The sequence below is a fragment of the Shinella zoogloeoides genome (assembly GCF_003574625.1).
Classification (GTDB): domain Bacteria; phylum Pseudomonadota; class Alphaproteobacteria; order Rhizobiales; family Rhizobiaceae; genus Shinella; species Shinella zoogloeoides_A.
In genome coordinates, this window is the sequence record NZ_QNUJ01000015.1 from 80,998 (window position 1) to 99,991 (window position 18,994).

Below are 18,994 nucleotides of genomic sequence, written 5' to 3' on the forward strand. Positions count from 1 at the left end.
CGCCATGGAACCGGAAACCCCGTCCCGTCGTAAGAAGGCCGGCGACGAGCCCGTGACGATCGATCTCGAAGCCGCTCCCGCCGCCGTCGACAACGAGGCGCCCGCCGCCGAGGAGACGGCCGAAACCGAGGCATCCGTGCCGGAAAACGCCGAAACCGCGGATGCCGAAACTGTCACGGCCACCGCCGATCCCGTCGAGGACAGGGCGGAGCCGATCGAGCCCGCCCGCGCCACCTATGAGGAACCCGCTCGCGCCGAAACGCCGCCACCCCGCCAGCGCGGCAATGCCGGCCCGCTTGCCGCCGGCATCCTCGGCGGCCTGATCGCCCTCATCGGCGCCGGTAGCCTGCAATATGGCGGCTACCTGCCGTCGCTCGGCCCGGAAAGGCCCGGCGACAACGGCGCCGTCGCCTCGCTTTCCAACGAGGTCGAGGCGCTGAAGGCGCGGCTTGCCGAAAGCACCGCCGCAAGCCCCGGCGATCTCCAGCCGCTGGAGACCCGCCTCGCCGCCCTCGAAAAATCGGCCGGCGCGACCGACGTCACGCCCGGCGCAGATCCGGAAGCCGTGGGCAAGCTGGAAGGCGATGTTAGCCGGCTCACGACCGAGCTCGCCACTCTCCGCGAGGCAGTCACCCGCACGACGGAGGCGGTCAGCACCACCGAGACCCAGCTGACGGAGCGCATCGCCGCCGCCGAGCAGAAGATCGACGAGCCGCGCAGCGACGTCGCCATGGCGCGCGCCGTCGCGGCAAGCGCACTGAAGACCGCCATCGACCGTGGTGGCCCCTACCTTGCCGAGCTGGAGGCCTTCGCCAGCGTCGCGCCGGACGATCCGTCCATCGCGGGCCTGCGCGAACATGCGGCCGTCGGCGTGCCCTCGCGCGCCGATCTCGTGCGCGACTTCCAGCCGACGGCGGACGCCATCCTCGATGCCGTGCACCAGCCGGAAGGCGACCAGGGCATCTTCAACCGCCTGATGTCGAGCGCCGCCTCGGCGATCCGCGTGCGCCCGGTCGGCAGCATCGAGGGCGACACGCCCGAGGCGGTCGTCGCCCGCATCGAGAACAAGCTGCAGAACGGCGACTTCAAGGGCGCCGCGATCGAATGGCAGACCCTGCCGGAGCCGGGCAAGGCAGCGGCGGCGGACTACAAGCGCAAGCTGGATGCACGCGTCGGCGTCGAGGACCTGATCGGCGCCGCCGTTTCCGGCGCCCTCAACGGCCAGACCACCGCCACCGGCAACCAGGGCTGAGGAGAAGGCTTCATGTTTCGCATTCTGGTCTTCATCCTCTTCGTTCTTGCCCTTGCCGCCGGCTTTGCCTGGCTCGCCGACCGTCCGGGCGAGCTTTCCATCATCTGGCAGGGCCAGCGCGCCGATATGAGCCTGATGGTGGCCGCGACGCTCGTCGTCTCGCTGGTCGCCGCCGTCATGTTCTGCTGGTGGCTGGTGCGCGTCGTCTGGACCTCGCCGCATTCCATCCAGCGCTATTTCCGCGCCCGCAAGCGCGACCGGGGCTATCAGGCCCTGTCGACCGGGCTGATCGCCGCCGGCGCCGGCGACGCCGCCAATGCCCGCAAGATGCTGGGCCGCACCAAGGGCCTTCTCAGCGCCGACCAGGAACCGCTCATCCATCTGCTCGAAGCGCAGGCGGCGATGATCGAGGGGCGCTATGACGACGCCCGCAAGAAATTCGAGCTGATGGCCGACGATCCGGAAACGCGCGAACTCGGCTTGCGCGGCCTCTATCTCGAGGCCCGCCGCCTCGGCGCCAACGAGGCGGCCCGGCAATATGCCGAGCGCGCCGCCGAAAAGGCCCCGCAGCTTCCCTGGGCGACGGAAGCGGCCCTCGAATACCGCTCCGAGGCCGGCGACTGGGACGAGGCGCTGAAACTCCTCGGCGACGGCCGCTCCGGCTCGGCGGAAGAGAAGAAGACCCATGCCCGCCGCAAGGCCGTGCTCCTCACCGCCCGCGCCGCGGCAAAGCTCGACGCCGACCCGAAGGGCGCCCGCGAGGATGCCCACCAGGCCTTGAAGCTCGACGAGAATTTCGTGCCCGCCGGCCTCATCGAGGTGAAGGCGTATCTGCGCGAGGACAATCTTCGCAAGGCCGCCTCCATCCTCGAAAGGCTCTGGAAGGCGACGGCGCATGGCGACGTCGCGCGGCTCTATGTCCGCGCCCGCAGCGGCGATTCGGCGACCGACCGGCTGAAACGGGCGGAAAAGCTGGAGGCGATGCGGCCGAACAATGCCGAGGCGCTCTATGCCGTTGCCGAGGCCGCGCTGGAGGCCCGTGATTTCGCCCGCGCCCGCACCAAGGCCGAAGCCGCCGCCCGCCTTTCCCCGCGCGAAAGCGCCTTCCTGCTCCTGGCCGACATCGAGGATGCCGAGACCGGCGACCAGGGCCGCATCCGCCACTGGATGAACCAGGCGCTGAAGGCCCCGCGCGATCCGGCCTGGACGGCCGACGGCATCACCGCGCCGGAATGGCGCGCCGTCTCGCCCGTCACCGGCCGCCTCGACGCCTTCGAATGGAAGACGCCGGTCAGCGAATTGCAGGGGCCCGTCGAGGAAGGCTCGACTGATGCTGTCGACGAGGCCATCCGCACCCTGCCGCCGCTCGCCATCGAGGCGAAGCCCGCCCGGATCGAGCCGGAGAAAAGGGTCGAGAAGACCGAAACGGCAAGGCCGGTCGTTGTGGCCGCGGTGGCCGAACCCGCGCCGGTCAGGACCGTGACGCCGGAGAAGGCACCCGAGAAGACGCCAGAAAAAACGAAAGTCGAGACAGTCGGCGGCATGGAGGAGGAGCGCCCCTTCTACGGCCTGCCGGACGACCCGGGCGTCAAGGAAGGCGCGGTCGCCAAGCGCGACGGCACCAGCAGTTTCCGATTGTTCTGAGTACGGGAAACGGGGCTTAAATCGATGTTCGAACGCTTGCAGCATTTTCTTGCGAGCCTTTCCGGCGACGGCAAGCGCGCCTTCGCCGCCGACGATCCGCGGGTCGCCGTCATGGCGCTCTGCATCCAGGTCATGGAAGCCGACGGCAAGGTGCTGGCCGTCGAGAAGAAGGCGTTGCGCGCCCACTTCAAGGCGTTCTACGGCGTGGACGAGGCCGAGCTCGACGCGCTCGCCGCCGCCGGCGCCGATGCCGAGAGCGAGGCGATCGACTTCTTCCACTTCACCTCGGAACTGAAGCGCCAGCTTTCGGAAGAGCAGCGCGTCGCCCTCATCGGCCTCCTCTGGGAGATCGTCTATGCCGACGGCGAGCGCAGCGAGATGGAGGACCACGCCATCTGGCGCATCGCGGACCTTCTCGGCGTTTCCGGCCGCGAGCGCATCATGAAGCGGCAGGAAGTGGCCGGACGGCATGGCGTTTCGGCAGGGCACGAGGAGCCGGACGAAGGCTGAGCCATGCCCGATCTCTCCACCGCACAGCCCCGGAAGCGGCCCATCCTCGTCGTGCTGCACCAGGAAAGCTCCAGCCCCGGCCGCGTCGGCCAGATCCTGCAGCGAATGGGCCATGCGCTGGATATCCGCCGCCCGGTGCTCGGCGATCCGCTGCCCGAGACGCTCGCCCACCATGCCGGCGCCGTCGTCTTCGGCGGGCCGATGAGCGCCAATGACGCCGAGCCCTATGTGCGCCGGGAGATCGACTGGCTCTCGGTGCCGCTCAGGGAGAACCGCCCCTTCCTCGGCATCTGCCTCGGCGCCCAGATGCTGGTGAAGAACCTCGGCGGCACGGTGTCGGGCCATGCGGACGGCTGGACGGAGATCGGCTGGTATCCCCTGAAGGCGACGACGGCCGGCACGGCGCTGATGGCCTGGCCGAGCATGGTCTACCAGTTCCACCGCGAGGGTTTCGACCTTCCCACGGGCGCCACCCTGCTCGCCACCGGCCACCACTACGAGAACCAGGCCTTCCGCTACGGCGACAATGCCTGGGGCATCCAGTTCCACGGCGAATTGACGCTCGCCATGATGCACCGCTGGGTGGTGCGCGGGGCGCATCGCTTCGACCTGCCCGGCGCGCAGGTCGGCAGCCTCCATCTCGACGGGCGCCTGCTGCACGACGCGGCGCTGCGGCACTGGATGGCGTCCTTCCTCGATCGCATTTTCCACGAGGCATGAACGCCATTCCGCGAGGGAACCGGCAGGCTTTGCGCCCGCGCAGGTCGCCGCGCATTAAACATGTTGCCGCCCCGTCCTATGCGCGGCCTTGCTGGCGCAAGCCGCAATGGCTACATGTCAGCACGAAACCAATCGGAGACGTCAATGATAGCGGTCATCAACACCCTATTGTTCATCATCAATATCGCGTGGTTCCTGGTGATCGCCTCGGCGATCTTCTCCTGGCTCTATGCCTTCAACGTCATCAACGCGAACAATCAGGTGATCGCCACCATCGGCCGCTCGCTCTACCAGCTGACCGAGCCGATCTACCGGCCGATCCGCCGCGTCCTGCCGAATTTCGGCGGCGTCGACCTGTCGCCGCTCGTCGTGCTCGTCATCCTGTTCTTCCTGGAACAGATCGTCCGCACGGTACTGGCCCCCGCGATCCTGTGACGGCGGCGCTGAGCCGCCACAGCGACCATGTACGCCTGACCGTCCGGCTGACGCCGAACGGCGGGCGCGATGCCATGGACGGATGGGAAACCGGCGCCGATGGCGAGGGCCACCTGAAGGCCCGCGTCAGCGATCCGCCGGACAAGGGCAAGGCCAACAAGGCGCTGATCGTGCTCGTCGCCAAGGCGGCAGGCGTCGCCAAGTCCGCCGTCAGCCTCGTTTCCGGCGACACCCAGAGAAAGAAAATCCTCCGGATCGAGGGCGACCCGGAGGATATCGTTTCAAGACTCGAAAGCGCGGTGCCGCGCTAAACCTTACTTGGATTTGTTGTAGCGCTCGACGGCTTCGAGGATCATCCTCTTGGCGACGGTGACGTCCTGCCAGCCGGCGATCTTCACCCACTTGCCGGGCTCCAGGTCCTTGTAATGCTCGAAGAAGTGCTCGATCTGCTTGAGGGTGATCTCCGGCAGGTCGGTGTAGTTCTCGACCTTGTCGTAGCGGCGCGTCAGCTTCGGCACCGGCACGGCGATGATCTTCTCGTCCTTGCCGCCGTCATCTTCCATGACCATGACGCCGATCGGGCGCACATTGATGACACAGCCCGGAACGAGCGGACGGGTATTGGCGATCAGCACGTCGATCGGGTCGCCGTCTTCCGAGAGCGTGTGCGGCACGAAGCCGTAATTGCCCGGATAGGTCATCGGCGTGTAGAGGAAACGGTCGACGACGAGCGCGCCGGCTTCCTTGTCCATCTCGTACTTGATCGGATGGCCGCCGACCGGCACCTCGACAATGACGTTCACGTCGTCCGGCGGGTTCTTGCCAACGGAAATCGCATCGATACGCATGGGGGTCCCCTTGAAAGGCAATGGGTTGGTTTGCGGGTTTCCTAATGCGAATCCCGTTGCAGCGCAACATGACTTTCGCCTCACCCGAATAGACCGGCGGCATATGCCGTCTTCATCTTGACCGGAGGATGACCAATGCACCCGAGCCGCTGCCTTTTCATCGCCAGCCTCGCCGCCCTTGCGGCCGCCGCGCCCGCCCGGGCGAACGAGAGCGCCTATACCGACCGGAACCTCGACGCCTGCAAGACGCTCTCGCAGGAAGAGGAGGGCGCGAGCGTGACGCTGCAATGCGACGGCTACAGGAACCTCGCCGTCTATTTCAAGGAAGGCGACCTCCGGCAGAGCCAGTCTTACGGCCCGGTATCGAAGGCCTGGCTCGACGAGGCCTTCGAGAGCTTCGGCCCCTTCAACCACAGCAACGCGAAGATCGAATGGCGGCTCGACGGCGAGGGCGCCCCGGTGGCGACCATCGTGCGCTGGTTCGTGTCCGATCCGGAAACGACGTCCGACATCAAGACGCGCTACGGCCAGGTCCTCGTCGTCTCGACGGTGGCGACGGCGCAGGACCCGACGAGCTGCGTCGTCGGCTATGTCGATGCACTGGAGAACAAAGACGCGAATGCCCTCGCCCGCGAAATCGCCGATACGAAGGCAAGCGGCTTCACCTGCGGCAAGGACGAGCCGCAATGGCACGAAAAGCGGGGAAGCCTGGCGGGAGAACCGATGCGCTACCTGCCGGAAGACACCGGGAAATAGGCATTCCGGCAAGGCCGCTGGCCATCAGGACCAGACGAAACCGATCTTCTTCAGTTCCTTGTCGCCGAAGCTCTCCATGCCCTCGGCGATGTCGCTTCCACCGGAGGAGCGGAAGAAGCGATAGGCATGCTCGCTGTCCTCCAGGCACCAGACGATCATGCCGTTGCAGCCGAGCGATTTCAGCAGCCGCCGCGCCTCGCCGAAAAGCAGCCGGCCGAGACCGATGCCCTGGTATTCGGGACGCAGGTAGATTTCGTAGATCTCGCCTTCCTGCGGCAGCGCGCGGGCGCGGTTGAGGCCGAGCGTGGCATAGCCGGCCACCGTGCCGGCGACATCGACCACCAGAAGCGTCGCGGGACCGCGCGTCGCCTTGCGCCACCAGGTCTCGTCCCGGCGGTCGACCATCTGGTTGAGCGGCTTGTGCGGAATGAGGCCGGCATAGGCCTGCAGCCACGACACCCGATGCGTTTCGGATATCGCACGCGCATCAAGCGGTTCGGCGCGCCGCACATCGATCGACAGTGTCTTCATAACACGACTCATATTCCGGCACCGATTCCACAGGAATCCCGCAAGAGGCGAAGACCTGCTTTGCCCACAGGCGAGTTCCGGGCGGTGCACCGAAAAGTTAACGCTTTTTTAACAAACGTCACAAGCCGTAAAACGATGACACACACATGAAAAACCCCGGCCGATGGCCGGGGTTCGATCTGTTCCGTTTCGGGAGCCGTACGGCTCAGGCGGCGCCGGCGGCCCGCTGCTTTTCGAATCGCTTGCGGTCGTTCGGGTCGAGATGCAGCTTGCGCAGGCGGATCGACTTCGGCGTGACCTCGACGAGCTCGTCGTCCTGGATCCAGGACAGCGCGCGCTCCAGCGTCATCTTGATCGGCGGCGTCAGGCGGACGGCTTCGTCCTTGCCGGCGGCGCGGATGTTGGTGAGCTTCTTGCCCTTGAGCACGTTGACCTCAAGGTCGTTGTCGCGCGTGTGGATGCCGACGATCATGCCCATATAGACCTTCTCGCCCGCGTCGATGACCATCGGGCCGCGGTCTTCCAGGTTGAAGAGCGCGTAGGCCACGGCTTCGCCCGCTTCGTTGGAGAGCAGCACGCCGTTGACGCGGCCGCCGATCTCGCCCTTGTAGGGCTGGTAGTCGTGGAACAGGCGGTTCATGATCGCCGTGCCGCGCGTATCCGTCAGCAGTTCCGACTGGTAGCCGATAAGGCCGCGGGTCGGGGCGAAGAAGACGAGGCGGACGCGATTGCCGCCCGAGGGACGCAGCTCGACCATCTCGGCCTTGCGCTCGGACATCTTCTGCACGACGACGCCGGAATGCTCCTCGTCGACGTCGATGACGACTTCCTCGATCGGCTCCAGAAGCTGGCCGTCCTCGTCCTTGTGCATGACGACGCGCGGACGCGACACGGCAAGCTCGAAGCCTTCGCGGCGCATGGTCTCGATGAGGACGGCGAGCTGAAGTTCGCCGCGGCCGGAGACGAAGAACGAATCCTTGTCGCCCGATTCCTCGATCTTGAGCGCAACGTTGCCTTCGGCTTCCTTGAAGAGACGATCGCGGATGACGCGGCTCGTGACCTTGTCGCCTTCCGTGCCGGCGAGCGGCGAATCGTTGACGATGAAGGACATGGTAACGGTCGGCGGGTCGATCGGCTGGGCCTTGAGGGCCTCGGATACCGAGGGGTCGCAGAACGTGTCGGCGACGGTGCCCTTGGTGAGGCCGGCGATGGCGACGATGTCACCCGCATGGGCCTCTTCGATCGCCGTGCGCTCGATGCCGCGGAAGGCGAGGATCTTCGAGATACGGCCGCTTTCGATGAGCTGGCCGTCCTGGCCGAGAACCTTGACGGACTGGTTCGGCTTGATCGAGCCGGAATGGATGCGGCCGGTGATGATGCGGCCGAGGAAGGGGTTGGCTTCGAGGATCGTGCCGATCATGCGGAACGGGCCTTCGGCAACCTGCGGCTCGGGAACGTGCTTGAGCACGAGGTCGAGCAGCGGGGCCATGCCTTCGTCCTGCGGGCCGTGCGGGTTGACGTTCATCCAGCCGTTGCGGCCCGAACCGTAGAGGATCGGGAAGTCGAGCTGCTCGTCGGTGGCGTCGAGATTGGCGAAGAGGTCGAAGACCTCGTTCAGCACTTCCTCGTGGCGGCCGTCCGGGCGGTCGATCTTGTTGATGGCGACGATCGGCTTCAGACCGACCTTGAGCGCCTTGCCGACCACGAACTTGGTCTGCGGCATCGGGCCTTCCGACGAATCGACGAGAACGATGGCGCCGTCCACCATCGAGAGGATGCGCTCCACTTCGCCGCCGAAGTCGGCGTGGCCGGGCGTGTCGACGATGTTGATGCGCACGCCCTTCCATTCGACCGAAGTGGCCTTGGCGAGGATGGTGATGCCGCGCTCTTTTTCGATGTCGTTGGAGTCCATGACGCGTTCGGCGACGCGCTGGTTTTCACGGAAAGAACCGGACTGCTTGAGAAGCTCGTCGACGAGCGTTGTCTTGCCATGGTCGACGTGCGCGATGATCGCGATATTGCGGATGGACATAGGTTGTAATCTCTGAGGTTCAGGGGCGCGCGCAAAACGAGGGCGCCGTCTTCAATGGCCGGGCTCATACATGTTTTTCCGCAAATGCGAAAGGGGCGGGCCGCAACTCTGTTGCCTCACGACGAGTGGACCGGCGGCAGCACCACGCGCCAGAGATCCCGGTCCTCCCGGTCCATCAGCCGCACGGTCATCTCCTCGCTCGCTCCGCTGATATCGACGAGGCCGAAGAATTGCAGGCCGGAGGAAGGCGGCAGGTTGCTGTCGGCGCCGCCGGCGGACGCCTTGATGAAGCGCACCTCCGGCCCGAAGGTCATGTCGAGCGGATGCGGCCCGTAGGTGCCGGAATGCAGCGGCCCGGAGACGAACTCCCAGAACGGATCGAACGCCTGGAACTTCGCCCGCGAGGGATCGTAATGGTGGGCGGCCGTATAGTGCACATCCGCCGTCAGCCAGACCACATTGTGGATCGCATTGTCGCGCATGAAGGAGAGGAGGTCCGCGATCTCCCGCTCGCGCGCCGTCGGCGGGCCATCGGACCCGTCCGCCACGCCCTCATAGCCGAGGCGATTGGCATAGTCGTCCCAGATGACGAGGCCGAGCGGCATGTCGCAGGCGATCACCTTCCAGACGGCACGGGAGGCCGCAAGCTCGCGGCGCAGCCACGCGGCCTGCCGCGGGCCGAACAGGTCGTTCTCGGTGCCGCCCCGGTTGGGGCCGCGATAGGAGCGCAGGTCCACGAAGAACACGTCGAGCAGCGGCCCGTAGGCGACCTTGCGGAAAATGCGCCCGGGCTCGCCGGGCAGATAGCGGATCGGCGTCATTTCGTGAAAGGCGCGCCGCGCTCGCGCCTCGTAGACCTTGATGTCCTTTTCTGGATAGCGCCGGTCGCCCGAAAGGTCGCTCGATGCCGACCAGTTGTTCAGCACCTCATGGTCGTCCCACTGGAAGAAGGTCGGGCATTCCCTGTTGAAGGAAAGCAGGTGGTCGTCGAGGAGGTTGTATTTCCACTGACCGCGGAATTCCTCCAGCGTGCGCGCCACGTCGCGCTTCTCGTCGGTGACGATACGGTTCTTCCAGACTCCGCCGTCGCGCAGCCTGATCTCGTCCGGGATCGGCCCGTCGGCATAGACCGTGTCGCCCGAATGGATGAAGAAATCCGGCTCGTGGCGCAGCATGGTCGAATAGGTCTTCATGCCGACATCGTCGATGCCCCAGCCCTGCCCCGCCGTATCGCCCGACCAGACGAAGCGCACCGATCGCCTGCGCATCGGCGCGGTGCGGAAGCGCCCGACGATGGGCTCGGAGACGAGATGGCTGGAATAGGGATCGCCCGCCGTGAAGCGGTAGAAGATGTCCTGATCCGGCAGCAGCCCCTGCAGCATCGCCTTGACCGTATTGTCCGAGGCTGCCGTCGCCGTCTGCAGCGGCACCCGCATCGCATCGATGAAACTGTCGGTGGTCGCATATTCCAGCACCACCTCCGCCGGCCGGTCGACCCGCGCCCAGACGACGCCCGACGAGCAATCCACGTCGCCGGACTGGACGCCATGCGAGAAGGCGGGGCTGCCATGGCGGCGCGCATAATAGGGAACCGCCAGCGCCGAGGACGTGGCCAGCGCGCCGGCGCCCGCCGTCAGCAGAAACGAGCGCCGCGTCAGCGCCTCGGGAACGATCGCCATGCCACCTCCGGCCCAGCCCGCGAAAAGACGGGCAGACCATGAGTCTCCGGCATGTCAGTCCGGTAACGGGACGATGACGTTTCACCCAAGCTTTGGTGACGGGGGGATGACGAGGGGCGTGTTCATGCGTGCCGCGCTCTATCCGGCCTATCCGCAGCCCGCTCCCCTCTCCTTCGTCATGGTCGGGCCTGACCCGACCATCCATGCTCCCGGTGCCGCCGCGGATCCTCGGGTCAAGCCCGAGGATGACGTCGGTGGAGAGACACGGTCACGGCAAAAGTCGTGTAAGGCAGAGCGAGCGCCAGGCGCCGGCTCAGGCCGCCAGCCCCTTCTTCTCCAGCATGGCCTCCGGGCTCGGCAGCTTGCCGCGGAAGGCCTTGTAGGCGTCCTCCGGGTCGACCGAGCCGCCGACGGAATAGATATAGGTCTTCAGCCGCTCCGCCATGACCGGATTGAAGGCGTCGCCCGTTTCGGTGAAGGCGGAGAAGGCGTCGGCGTCGAGCACTTCCGACCACATGTAGGAATAGTAACCGGCCGAATAGCCATCGCCCGAGAAGACATGCTGGAAGTGCGGCGTCGCGTGGCGCATGACGATGGACGCCGGCAGGCCGATCTTTTCCAGCACCTCCGCCTGCACCGCCATCGGGTCCTCGACGGGGCCGCGCGTATGGAACGCCATGTCGACCAGCGCCGAGGAGGTGAACTCCACCGTCGCGAAGCCCGAATTGAAGGTGCGGGCGGCCAGCACCTTGTCGAGCAGCGCCTGCGGCATCGCCTCACCTGTCTGATAATGCACGGCATAGCGCGTCAGCACTTCCGGCACCGTCAGCCAGTGCTCGTAAAGCTGCGACGGCAGTTCCACGAAATCGCGCGAGACGCCCGTGCCCGAGACGGAGGGATAGGTGACGTTGGAGAGCATGCCGTGCAGCGCATGGCCGAATTCGTGGAAGAGCGTGCGCGCATCGTCGAGCGACAGCAGCGCGGGCTTGCCTTCCGCGGGCTTGGCGAAATTGCAGACATTGTAGATGATCGGCAGTTCCCCGACAGCGCCGTTCGGCAGCGGCAGGCGATGCTGGCTCTGGTAGGAGCTCATCCATGCGCCGGAACGCTTGGAGGAGCGGGCGAAATAATCGCCGAGGAACATGGCGACCAGCCTGTCCTCCCGGTCTCGGATCTCGAAGACCCGCACGTCGGGATGATAGACCGGCACACCCTTCTGCTCGATGGCGCGGATGCCGAAGAGCCGCTCTGCAACGTCGAAGCAGGCCTCGATGACCTTTTCGAGCTGGAGATAGGGCTTCAGCTCCGCCTCGGAGAAATTGAATTTTTTCGCGCGCAGCTTTTCCGCATAGTAGCGCCAGTCCCAGGGCATGACCTCGTGATTGCGCCCCTCCTCGGCGATCAGCGCGGCAAGCGCGGCAAGCTCGGCCTCCTCCTCGCGCGCCCGCGCCACGGCCTTTTCCCAGACCTGCATCAGGAGCCCGTTCACCGCCTCCGGCGTCTTGGCCATGGTGTTGTCGAGCTTCAGGGCCGCGAAGTTCCCGTAGCCGAGCAGCCCGGCCTTTTCGGCCCTGAGCGCCAGCGTTTCCTTGACGATGCCGCGATTGTCCGTCTCGCCCGCATTCTCGCCGCGCGCCACCCAGGCCCGGAACGCCTGCTCGCGCAGGTCGCGGCGGGCGGAGAAGGTGAGGAACGGCTCGATGATCGAGCGCGACAGGGTGACGGCGTAGCGCCCGTCCTCGCCGCGCTCGCGCGCCGCCGCCGCCATGGCGTCCTTCAGGAAGTCCGGCAGACCGTCGAGCGCCTCGCCCTCATCGAGGACGAGCGCCCAGTTCTTCTCGTCGGCAAGCACGTTCTGGCCGAATTTCGCGCCGAGGCCGGCGAGCGTCTCGTTGATCGCCGAAAGCCGTTCCTGCCCGGTTTTTTCGAGCTTGGCGCCCGATTTCACGAAGCCCTTCCAGTGCCGTTCCAGCACGCGCACCTGCTCCAGCGAAAGGTTCAGCCCGGCACGGCTCTCCCACAGCGCATCGATGCGCTTGAAGAGCGCGGCATTGGTGCCGATCTTCGAATAATGCCGCGACATTTTCGGCGCGATGTCGCGTTCCAGGGCCTGGATCGTGTCGTTGGTATTGGCCCCGGCGCGGCTCCAGAACAGCGCCGAGACGCGCGACAGCGCATCGCCGGCGATCTCCAGCGCGACGACGGTGTTCTCGAAGGTGGGGGCTTCCGGATCGTTGGCGATGGCGTCGATCTCCGCTTCGTGCGCCGCCAGCGCCGCATCGAAGCTTTCCGCGAAGGCCTCGTCCCTGACGAGATCGAAACGCGGCAAGCCGCCGGGGCCGCTCCACTCGACAAGAGCAGGATCGATGCGCGTTTCGGTCATGGGTCGTCCTTTCCAGCAAATCACCGTGCGGCGAATATAGGAACGGTCATGCCCCTTGGTACAGGGCACCGTCGCAAATTAGGGAACCGGATGCGCGCGGCCGCGTTCAGGCCGGTGCGGCACCCTGCCACTTGACGCGGACGGCGACTTCGGAGACAACAATCCCGACCCGCGGCCTTTTTGACATCGGTTGCCGCGGTGAACCCTGGTGCCGGGCCCCTCTGGCGAGAGTTTTTACGGCGCTCTCGTGATGTCGGTACCGCCAGCAATCAGCCGGCGGATTCATACGCACATGAACATCCTGACCATGCCTTACCCGCATGCCCGTCGCGGTATGCGCAATCTCACCTCCCGTACCTCCAGCCCGGAGGCGCTGACATGATCGGCAACGGCGAAGGAAAATCCACCCTTTCCTATCTCAAATGGGCACTCATCGTCACCGCCCTCGGCCTTGCGCTCGGCGCCTGGCTCGGCTGGCAATCGACCGGAACGCTTTCCGGCATGGCGACCGTCTTCTTCATCTGCGCGGTTCTCGCGGTACTGGAGATCTCGCTCTCCTTCGACAATGCCATCGTAAACGCCAACAAGCTCAAGGACATGACGCCGGCCTGGCAGCACCGGTTCCTGACCTGGGGCATCGTGATCGCCGTCTTCGGCATGCGCATCGTCTTCCCGCTTCTGATCGTCGTCATCGCCGCCGGCATCGGCCCGATCGACGCCCTGGTCCTCGCGGCCCGGGAGCCGGCGGAATATGCCCGCATCATGAACGATGCGCACCTGCCCATCGCGGCCTTCGGCGGCACCTTCCTGATGATGGTCGGCCTCACCTACTTCTTCAACCATGAGAAGGACGTGCACTGGATCGGCTTCATCGAGAAGCACATGGCGCGCTCGGCGACCGTCAAGGGAATCGAGATCGCCTTCGTCCTCGCGCTGATCCTGATCTTCTCGAACCTGCTGGAGGGCGAGGCGGCCAATACCTTCGTGCATGCCGCGGTCTACGGCCTTCTCACCTTCCTTGCGGTGGAAGTCGTCGGCGGCCTGCTCGATGCCTCGCAGAAGGCGATGTCGGAAGCGGCCAAGGGCGGCCTCGGCGCCTTCATCTATCTCGAAGTGCTCGATGCCAGCTTCTCCTTCGACGGCGTGATCGGCGCCTTCGCGCTGACGCAGAACCTCTTCGTCATCGCCATCGGCCTCGGCATCGGCGCCATGTATGTGCGCTCGATGACCATCATGCTCGTCGACAAGGGCACGCTCGCCGAATACCGCTACCTGGAGCACGGCGCGTTCTACGCCATCCTGATCCTGTCGGTGGTGATGTACTGCCAGACGCTGGTGCACATTCCCGAGGTCATCACTGGCCTTGGCGGCGCAACGCTCATCGGCATCTCGCTCTGGTCCTCGATCCGCTATAACCGGCGCGAACAGGCGCTGGAACGCCGCGAGGCCGACCATGTGACGGACGGCCTCGGCAAGAACGCCTGACGCCTGCGGCCGGCCGCCGAAAGCGGCCGGCTCGCTATTCCCAGGACGAACGCAGCCCCAAATACAGAAGGCCCGCCGATCTTCCGACCGGCGGGCCTTTTCATTCAGGGAATTCTCTCTCCCGCGTCAGACGCGCGGGAAGTCGGCGGGGTTGATGCCGAGGGTCTTCAGGTCGCGTTCCTTCGGGCGGCGGTGGCCCTCTACGGCCGCGGCGGCTGCGTGGGCAGCGCTCAATACGGCGAAGGCCCGGCCGAAGAAGCCCTGGGCGAAGGAGTTGCGGAGGGTGGTCATTGGAATGCTCGCTTTCTGTTCTAGCTTACGGACGGAAGATGATGCTTCGGGCCCGAAAGTACAAGCGAGGGAATCTCAGCCCAGCCATGCAACGGATGCAGGCCGGAAACGAGGTTTCCGGCCTGCAATATTTCCGCTCTTCGAAGAAGAACGTCAGTCTTCGTTGGCGGCGAACTGCGAAAGGACTTCGCCCTTGCCGCGCGCCCGCAGGATGAGCGGGACGATGACGGCGAGGAAAGCGAGGCCGAACAGTACGGCGGCGATGGGCGACATGAAAAGCACCGTCACGTCGCCCTGGCTGATGGCCAGCGCCCGGCGCAACTGCTGCTCCGCCATCGGCCCGAGGATGAGCCCCACCACGACGGGCGCGATCGGATAGCCGAAGAGCCGCATGGCAAAGCCCAGCAGGCCGAAGACCAGCAGCATGCCGAGTTCGAAGACCGACGGATTGGCGCCGATGGTGCCGAGCGTCGCGAAGAGCAGGATGCCGGCATAGAGCCAGGGCTTGGGGATCGTCAGCAGCTTCACCCAGAGGCCGATCAGCGGCAGGTTCAGCACCAGCAGCATGAAATTGGCGATGAGCAGGCTGGCGATGAGGCCCCAGACAAGCTGCGGATTGGTCGCGAACAGGAGCGGGCCCGGCTGGAGGCCGTATTGCTGGAAGCCGGCGAGCATGATGGCCGCCGTCGCCGTCGTCGGCAGGCCCAGCGAGAGCAGCGGCACGAGCGTGCCGGCCGCCGACGCGTTGTTGGCCGCCTCCGGCCCGGCCACACCCTCGATGGCGCCCTTGCCGAACTCGTCCTTGTGGGCGGAGAACTGCTTTTCCGCCGAATAGGAGAGGAAGCTGGCGATATCGGCGCCGCCGGCCGGCATGGCGCCGATCGGGAAGCCGATCACGGTGCCGCGCAGCCACGGCTTCCACGAGCGCGCCCAGTCCTGCGCGTTCATCCAGACCGAGCCCTTCACCGCCTCCACCTTCTCGGGGATGCGGTCGCCCTGGCAGGCGACGTAGAGCGTCTCGCCGATGGCGAACATGGCGACGGCGAGCGTCGTCACCTCGATGCCGTCGAGAAGGTCGGGAACGCCGAAGGAAAGCCGCGCCTGGCCGGTCTGCTGGTCGATGCCGATAATGGCAAGGCCGAGGCCGACGAAGAGGGCGGTGAGGCCGCGCAGCGTCGAATCGCCGAAGGCGGCCGAGACGGTCACGAAGGCGAGCACCATCAGCGCGAAATATTCGCGCGGGCCGAAGGAGAGCGCGAATTTCACGACGAAGGGCGCGATGAAGGCAAGGCCGAGCGTGGCGATGAGGCCGGCGACGAAGGAGCCGATGGCGGCTGTGGCGAGCGCCGGCCCGCCGCGCCCGGCCCGGGCCATCTTGTTGCCCTCGAGCGCGGTGACGACCGAGGCGCTTTCGCCCGGCGTGTTGAGCAGGATCGAAGTCGTCGAGCCGCCATACATGCCGCCGTAATAGATGCCGGCGAACATGATGAGCGAGCCCGCCGGATCGAGCTTGTAGGTGACGGGCAGGAGCAGCGCCACGGTGAGCGCCGGCCCGATGCCCGGCAGCACGCCGACGGCCGTGCCGAGCGTGACGCCGATCAGCGCATAGAGCAGGTTCATCGGCTGGGCAGCGACGACGAGGCCCTGGAGCAGGAATTCGAATGTACCCATCGTCAGCTCCTCAGAAGAACAGGTGCTCGAGCAGTCCCGCGGGCAGCGAGAGTTGCAGGAAGCGGCCGAAGATGATGAAGACAACGAAGCTGATGGCGATGCCGAGAGGCAGGGAGATCCAGAGCTTGCGTCGGCCGAAGCCGAAGGCGGTCAGCGCGAACAGCACGCCCGTGGCGATGGAAAAGCCCACCGTCTTGAGCAGCAGCATCTGCCCGGCAAGCCCCGCGACGATCCAGACGACCGGCTGGATCTCGACGGGCTCGCGCTCCGGGAAATCGCCGCGCCAGGCCTCGAAGCCCGTCCAGACGGCGAGCAGCGCCAGCCCGAGGGCGATGACATGCGGCACCGTCGCGGGGCCGATGCGCGAATAGTTGGTCATCTCCGCAAGCCGCCCCGCATCCCACCAGATGATGCCGGCAAGGATGAAGAGGACGGGAGCGATGACCAGCGCCGCCCTGTCGGGGCGGCGCGCTTCACGGGAGGATGGAACCTCGCTCATTTGACGAGCCCGATATCCTTGAGGATGCTTTCCGTCGCGGCGACATCCTTGTCGAGCTGCGCCTTGAAGGCATCGCCGGCGAGATAGGTGTCCTGCCAGCCCTTGGTCTTCAGGACGTCCTTCCAGGAGGCGGAGGTCACCATCTTCTCGATGTCACCATTGATCGAGGCGACCTGCTCATCCGAAAGGCCGGGCGCGGCGGCGATCATGCGCCAGTTCTCGACCACGACGTCGAGGCCGCTTTCCTTGATGGTCGGCGCGTCGATGCCCTCGATGCGCTCGCCGCTGGAAATGGCGATCAGGCGCAGCGTGCCGGCCTTTACCTGGGCCTCGAACTCGCCGTAGCCGGAAATGCCCGCCGTCACCTGGTTGCCGAGGATCGCGGCAAGCGCCTCGCCGCCGCCGGCATAGGCGACATAGTTGATCTTGGTCGGGTCGACGCCCGCCGCCTTGGCGATGAGGCCGGCCGTGATGTGGTCCGTGCCGCCGGCCGAGCCGCCCGCCCAGGAGACCGCGCCGGGATCGGCCTTCAGCGCCTTGACGAGGTCTTCCATGTTCTGGATCGGCGAGGCGGCCGGAACGACGATCGCCTCGTACTCGCCGGTAAGCCGCGCGATGGGCGTCACGTCCTTGAGGGTGACCGGCGACTGGTTGGTGAGGATCGCGCCGACCATCACGTAGCCGCCGACGATGAGGGCGTTCGGATTGCCGGAATTCTGGCTGGCGAACTGGGCAAGGCCGATCGTGCCGCCGGCGCCCGGAACGTTGACCACCTGCACGCTGCCGGCGATCTTCTCGTCCTGAAGAACCGTCTGGATCGACCGGGCCGTCTGGTCCCAGCCGCCGCCGGGGCCGGCGGGCGCGATGATCGAATAATCCGCGGCGAAGGCCGGAAGCGCCATGGCGCCGGCGATCAGGGATGCCAGGAAGAAATGTTTCAAGGGTCTGTCCTCCGTCAGGCGCGGGCTCACCCGCGCATCGTTGCCTGTGGCGGGAGGACAGAGCCGCCATGACGGCGCGAGCCGCCTTTCGGCGGGCGCGACTGTGGCAGAATTCTCCTCCCGGTCTTCCGTCCGCCTCCACGGACGATGAAGAACCCCAAGCGACCACAGAAAGCTGTCATTTACCTGACATGGCGGCGGAACGGCCGGCTACTGGTTGCGCAGGACCTCGTTCCAGCGCGCGATCAGCCGGGCGCGCTTGACCTGGTCGAGATAGACCATCAGGCCGGGGCTGACCGGCACCGGCTTCAACTGCGCGCCGAGCAGCGCGTTCATCGTGCGCGCCGTGTTGGAGCCCGAGACCTCGGGGCTGACGGCAGCGATCTGCAATTCGCGCGACAGGATCTCCTGCCCCTCCTTCGACATGAAGAAGGCGAGATAGCGCCGGCCAAGCTCCGGCGAGGCGGCAGCCTGCGGCACCAGCCCGATGCGCGACATGACGACGGTATAGTCCTTCGGCAGCACGATCCCGACATCCGGGTGGCGTGAGGCCCAGTCCGCCGCATAGGAGCCGAGGATGTTGTAGCCGAGCACGAAGCGCCCGTCGGCGACACGCTCCAGGATCGCCGAGCTGGTCGAATAGAGTTTCACGCCCACCGCGCCCATCGCCTGGATCACAGTCCAGATATCGCCGAACTGCTCCTGGTCGCGCGCCATGAAGAGGAAGCCGACGCCGGAGCGCTCGATGTCGTAGGTGCCGATGCGGCCATAGACCTTCTCGCCCTGCCGCTTGAGATAGTCGACGAACTCGGCACGCGAAGCCGGCGGCTTGCCGCCCTTGAAGCTCGGCTTGTGATAGACGAAGACGGCGGGCTCGAAGGTCAGCGCATAGGCGGTGTTGCGCCAGTTGGCCCATTGGGGCCAGCGGTCGCTCATCGGTAGGTCGCTGCGCTGCGCGTAGCCGTCATTGCTGAGCTTGACCTGCAGGTCCATCGCCGAGGAGAAAGCGAAGTCGGCAGTCTTCTGCCCTGCATCCGTCTCGCTGACGATGCGGTCATGCACCTCGCCGGTCAACATCTCCTCGTAGCGCACCGCCACGTCCGGATTGGCCTTCTGGAAGCCCTCGATCATCGGTCGGGCGAGCGGCTCGTCGAGCGAGGAATAGACGACGAGGACGGGCGCGTCCGCATTGCCGTCGCGCGCCGCAAAGAAGGCCGGCTCGGCAAGAACGGGCGAAGAGGCCGCCAGAAGTGCAAGAAGGGTGAGGACAAGGCGCATCGCATGACCTTGCCAAAGCGGACGCCCGTTCACAAGAGC

The 18,994-nt window shown here is 66.1% G+C and carries 18 protein-coding genes; 8 read left to right on the forward strand and 10 right to left on the reverse strand.

Annotation, left to right across the window (positions count from 1 at the left end; genetic code table 11):
- Positions 1-4: 4 nt before the first annotated feature.
- The 6 genes from DSD28_RS24280 (at position 5) to DSD28_RS24305 (ending at position 4,872) form a co-directional block, all read left to right on the forward strand.
- On the forward strand, positions 5-1,252 hold the full coding sequence (locus tag DSD28_RS24280) for a COG4223 family protein (RefSeq protein WP_119259007.1): 1,248 nt from the start codon (positions 5-7) through the stop codon (positions 1,250-1,252).
- A 12-nt stretch (positions 1,253-1,264) separates the two neighbouring features.
- Complete coding sequence (locus tag DSD28_RS24285) at positions 1,265-2,896, forward strand: heme biosynthesis protein HemY (RefSeq protein ID WP_119259008.1); 1,632 nt, start codon at positions 1,265-1,267, stop codon at positions 2,894-2,896.
- A gap of 24 nt (positions 2,897-2,920) precedes the next feature.
- Positions 2,921-3,406, forward strand: a complete 486-nt coding sequence (locus DSD28_RS24290) for a TerB family tellurite resistance protein (RefSeq protein WP_119259009.1) — start codon at positions 2,921-2,923, stop codon at positions 3,404-3,406.
- A 3-nt stretch (positions 3,407-3,409) separates the two neighbouring features.
- Positions 3,410-4,126: a glutamine amidotransferase gene (locus tag DSD28_RS24295; protein ID WP_119259010.1), complete on the forward strand. Its 717-nt coding sequence runs from the start codon at positions 3,410-3,412 to the stop codon at positions 4,124-4,126.
- Positions 4,127-4,270: 144 nt separating this feature from the next.
- Positions 4,271-4,561 carry a YggT family protein gene (locus DSD28_RS24300; RefSeq protein ID WP_119259011.1) on the forward strand — a complete coding sequence of 97 codons (291 nt, stop codon included), beginning with the start codon at positions 4,271-4,273 and terminating at the stop codon, positions 4,559-4,561.
- Entirely contained in the window at positions 4,558-4,872 is a 315-nt protein-coding gene (locus DSD28_RS24305; RefSeq protein ID WP_119259012.1) for a DUF167 domain-containing protein, read from the forward strand. Before DSD28_RS24300 ends, DSD28_RS24305 begins: the two co-directional genes overlap by 4 nt.
- A gap of 3 nt (positions 4,873-4,875) precedes the next feature.
- Here the strand turns inward: DSD28_RS24305 and ppa are convergent, their stop codons facing one another.
- A complete protein-coding gene (ppa, locus tag DSD28_RS24310) occupies positions 4,876-5,409 on the reverse strand; it encodes an inorganic diphosphatase (RefSeq protein WP_119259013.1) in 534 nt (177 codons plus the stop codon).
- A gap of 135 nt (positions 5,410-5,544) precedes the next feature.
- Between ppa and DSD28_RS24315 the strand changes: the two genes are divergently transcribed.
- Positions 5,545-6,165 (forward strand): hypothetical protein, encoded by a 621-nt coding sequence (locus DSD28_RS24315; protein ID WP_119259014.1) that lies wholly within the window; start codon positions 5,545-5,547, stop codon positions 6,163-6,165.
- Positions 6,166-6,189: 24 nt separating this feature from the next.
- On the opposite strand, the gene DSD28_RS24320 is transcribed toward DSD28_RS24315, so the two are convergent.
- From DSD28_RS24320 to DSD28_RS24335, 4 genes are all read right to left on the reverse strand, one after another.
- Positions 6,190-6,696 carry a GNAT family N-acetyltransferase gene (locus DSD28_RS24320; protein ID WP_119259015.1) on the reverse strand — a complete coding sequence of 169 codons (507 nt, stop codon included), beginning with the start codon at positions 6,694-6,696 and terminating at the stop codon, positions 6,190-6,192.
- 205 nt (positions 6,697-6,901) lie between these two features.
- Positions 6,902-8,728: a translational GTPase TypA gene (typA, locus tag DSD28_RS24325; RefSeq protein WP_119259016.1), complete on the reverse strand. Its 1,827-nt coding sequence runs from the start codon at positions 8,726-8,728 to the stop codon at positions 6,902-6,904.
- Between the two features lie 116 nt (positions 8,729-8,844).
- Positions 8,845-10,407: an alkaline phosphatase D family protein gene (locus DSD28_RS24330; RefSeq protein ID WP_119259017.1), complete on the reverse strand. Its 1,563-nt coding sequence runs from the start codon at positions 10,405-10,407 to the stop codon at positions 8,845-8,847.
- Positions 10,408-10,720: 313 nt separating this feature from the next.
- Positions 10,721-12,790 carry a M3 family metallopeptidase gene (locus DSD28_RS24335; RefSeq protein ID WP_119259018.1) on the reverse strand — a complete coding sequence of 690 codons (2,070 nt, stop codon included), beginning with the start codon at positions 12,788-12,790 and terminating at the stop codon, positions 10,721-10,723.
- Between the two features lie 378 nt (positions 12,791-13,168).
- Between DSD28_RS24335 and DSD28_RS24340 the strand changes: the two genes are divergently transcribed.
- Positions 13,169-14,275 carry a DUF475 domain-containing protein gene (locus DSD28_RS24340; protein ID WP_119259019.1) on the forward strand — a complete coding sequence of 369 codons (1,107 nt, stop codon included), beginning with the start codon at positions 13,169-13,171 and terminating at the stop codon, positions 14,273-14,275.
- 126 nt (positions 14,276-14,401) lie between these two features.
- On the opposite strand, the gene DSD28_RS26120 is transcribed toward DSD28_RS24340, so the two are convergent.
- From DSD28_RS26120 to DSD28_RS24360, 5 genes are all read right to left on the reverse strand, one after another.
- The gene (locus DSD28_RS26120; protein WP_162911546.1) at positions 14,402-14,566 is read right to left on the reverse strand and encodes a hypothetical protein; all 165 of its coding nucleotides are present in this window, start codon (positions 14,564-14,566) and stop codon (positions 14,402-14,404) included.
- Positions 14,567-14,719: 153 nt separating this feature from the next.
- Positions 14,720-16,237 (reverse strand): tripartite tricarboxylate transporter permease, encoded by a 1,518-nt coding sequence (locus DSD28_RS24345; RefSeq protein ID WP_119259020.1) that lies wholly within the window; start codon positions 16,235-16,237, stop codon positions 14,720-14,722.
- Positions 16,238-16,247: 10 nt separating this feature from the next.
- Positions 16,248-16,736, reverse strand: coding sequence for a tripartite tricarboxylate transporter TctB family protein (locus tag DSD28_RS24350; protein WP_119259021.1), 489 nt, complete (start codon positions 16,734-16,736; stop codon positions 16,248-16,250).
- On the reverse strand, positions 16,733-17,677 hold the full coding sequence (locus tag DSD28_RS24355; RefSeq protein WP_119259022.1) for a Bug family tripartite tricarboxylate transporter substrate binding protein: 945 nt from the start codon (positions 17,675-17,677) through the stop codon (positions 16,733-16,735). The genes DSD28_RS24350 and DSD28_RS24355 overlap by 4 nt, the downstream gene beginning before the upstream one ends.
- Positions 17,678-17,887: 210 nt before the next feature.
- The gene (locus tag DSD28_RS24360; protein ID WP_119259023.1) at positions 17,888-18,955 is read right to left on the reverse strand and encodes an ABC transporter substrate-binding protein; all 1,068 of its coding nucleotides are present in this window, start codon (positions 18,953-18,955) and stop codon (positions 17,888-17,890) included.
- Between the last annotated feature and the right edge of the window lie 39 nt (positions 18,956-18,994).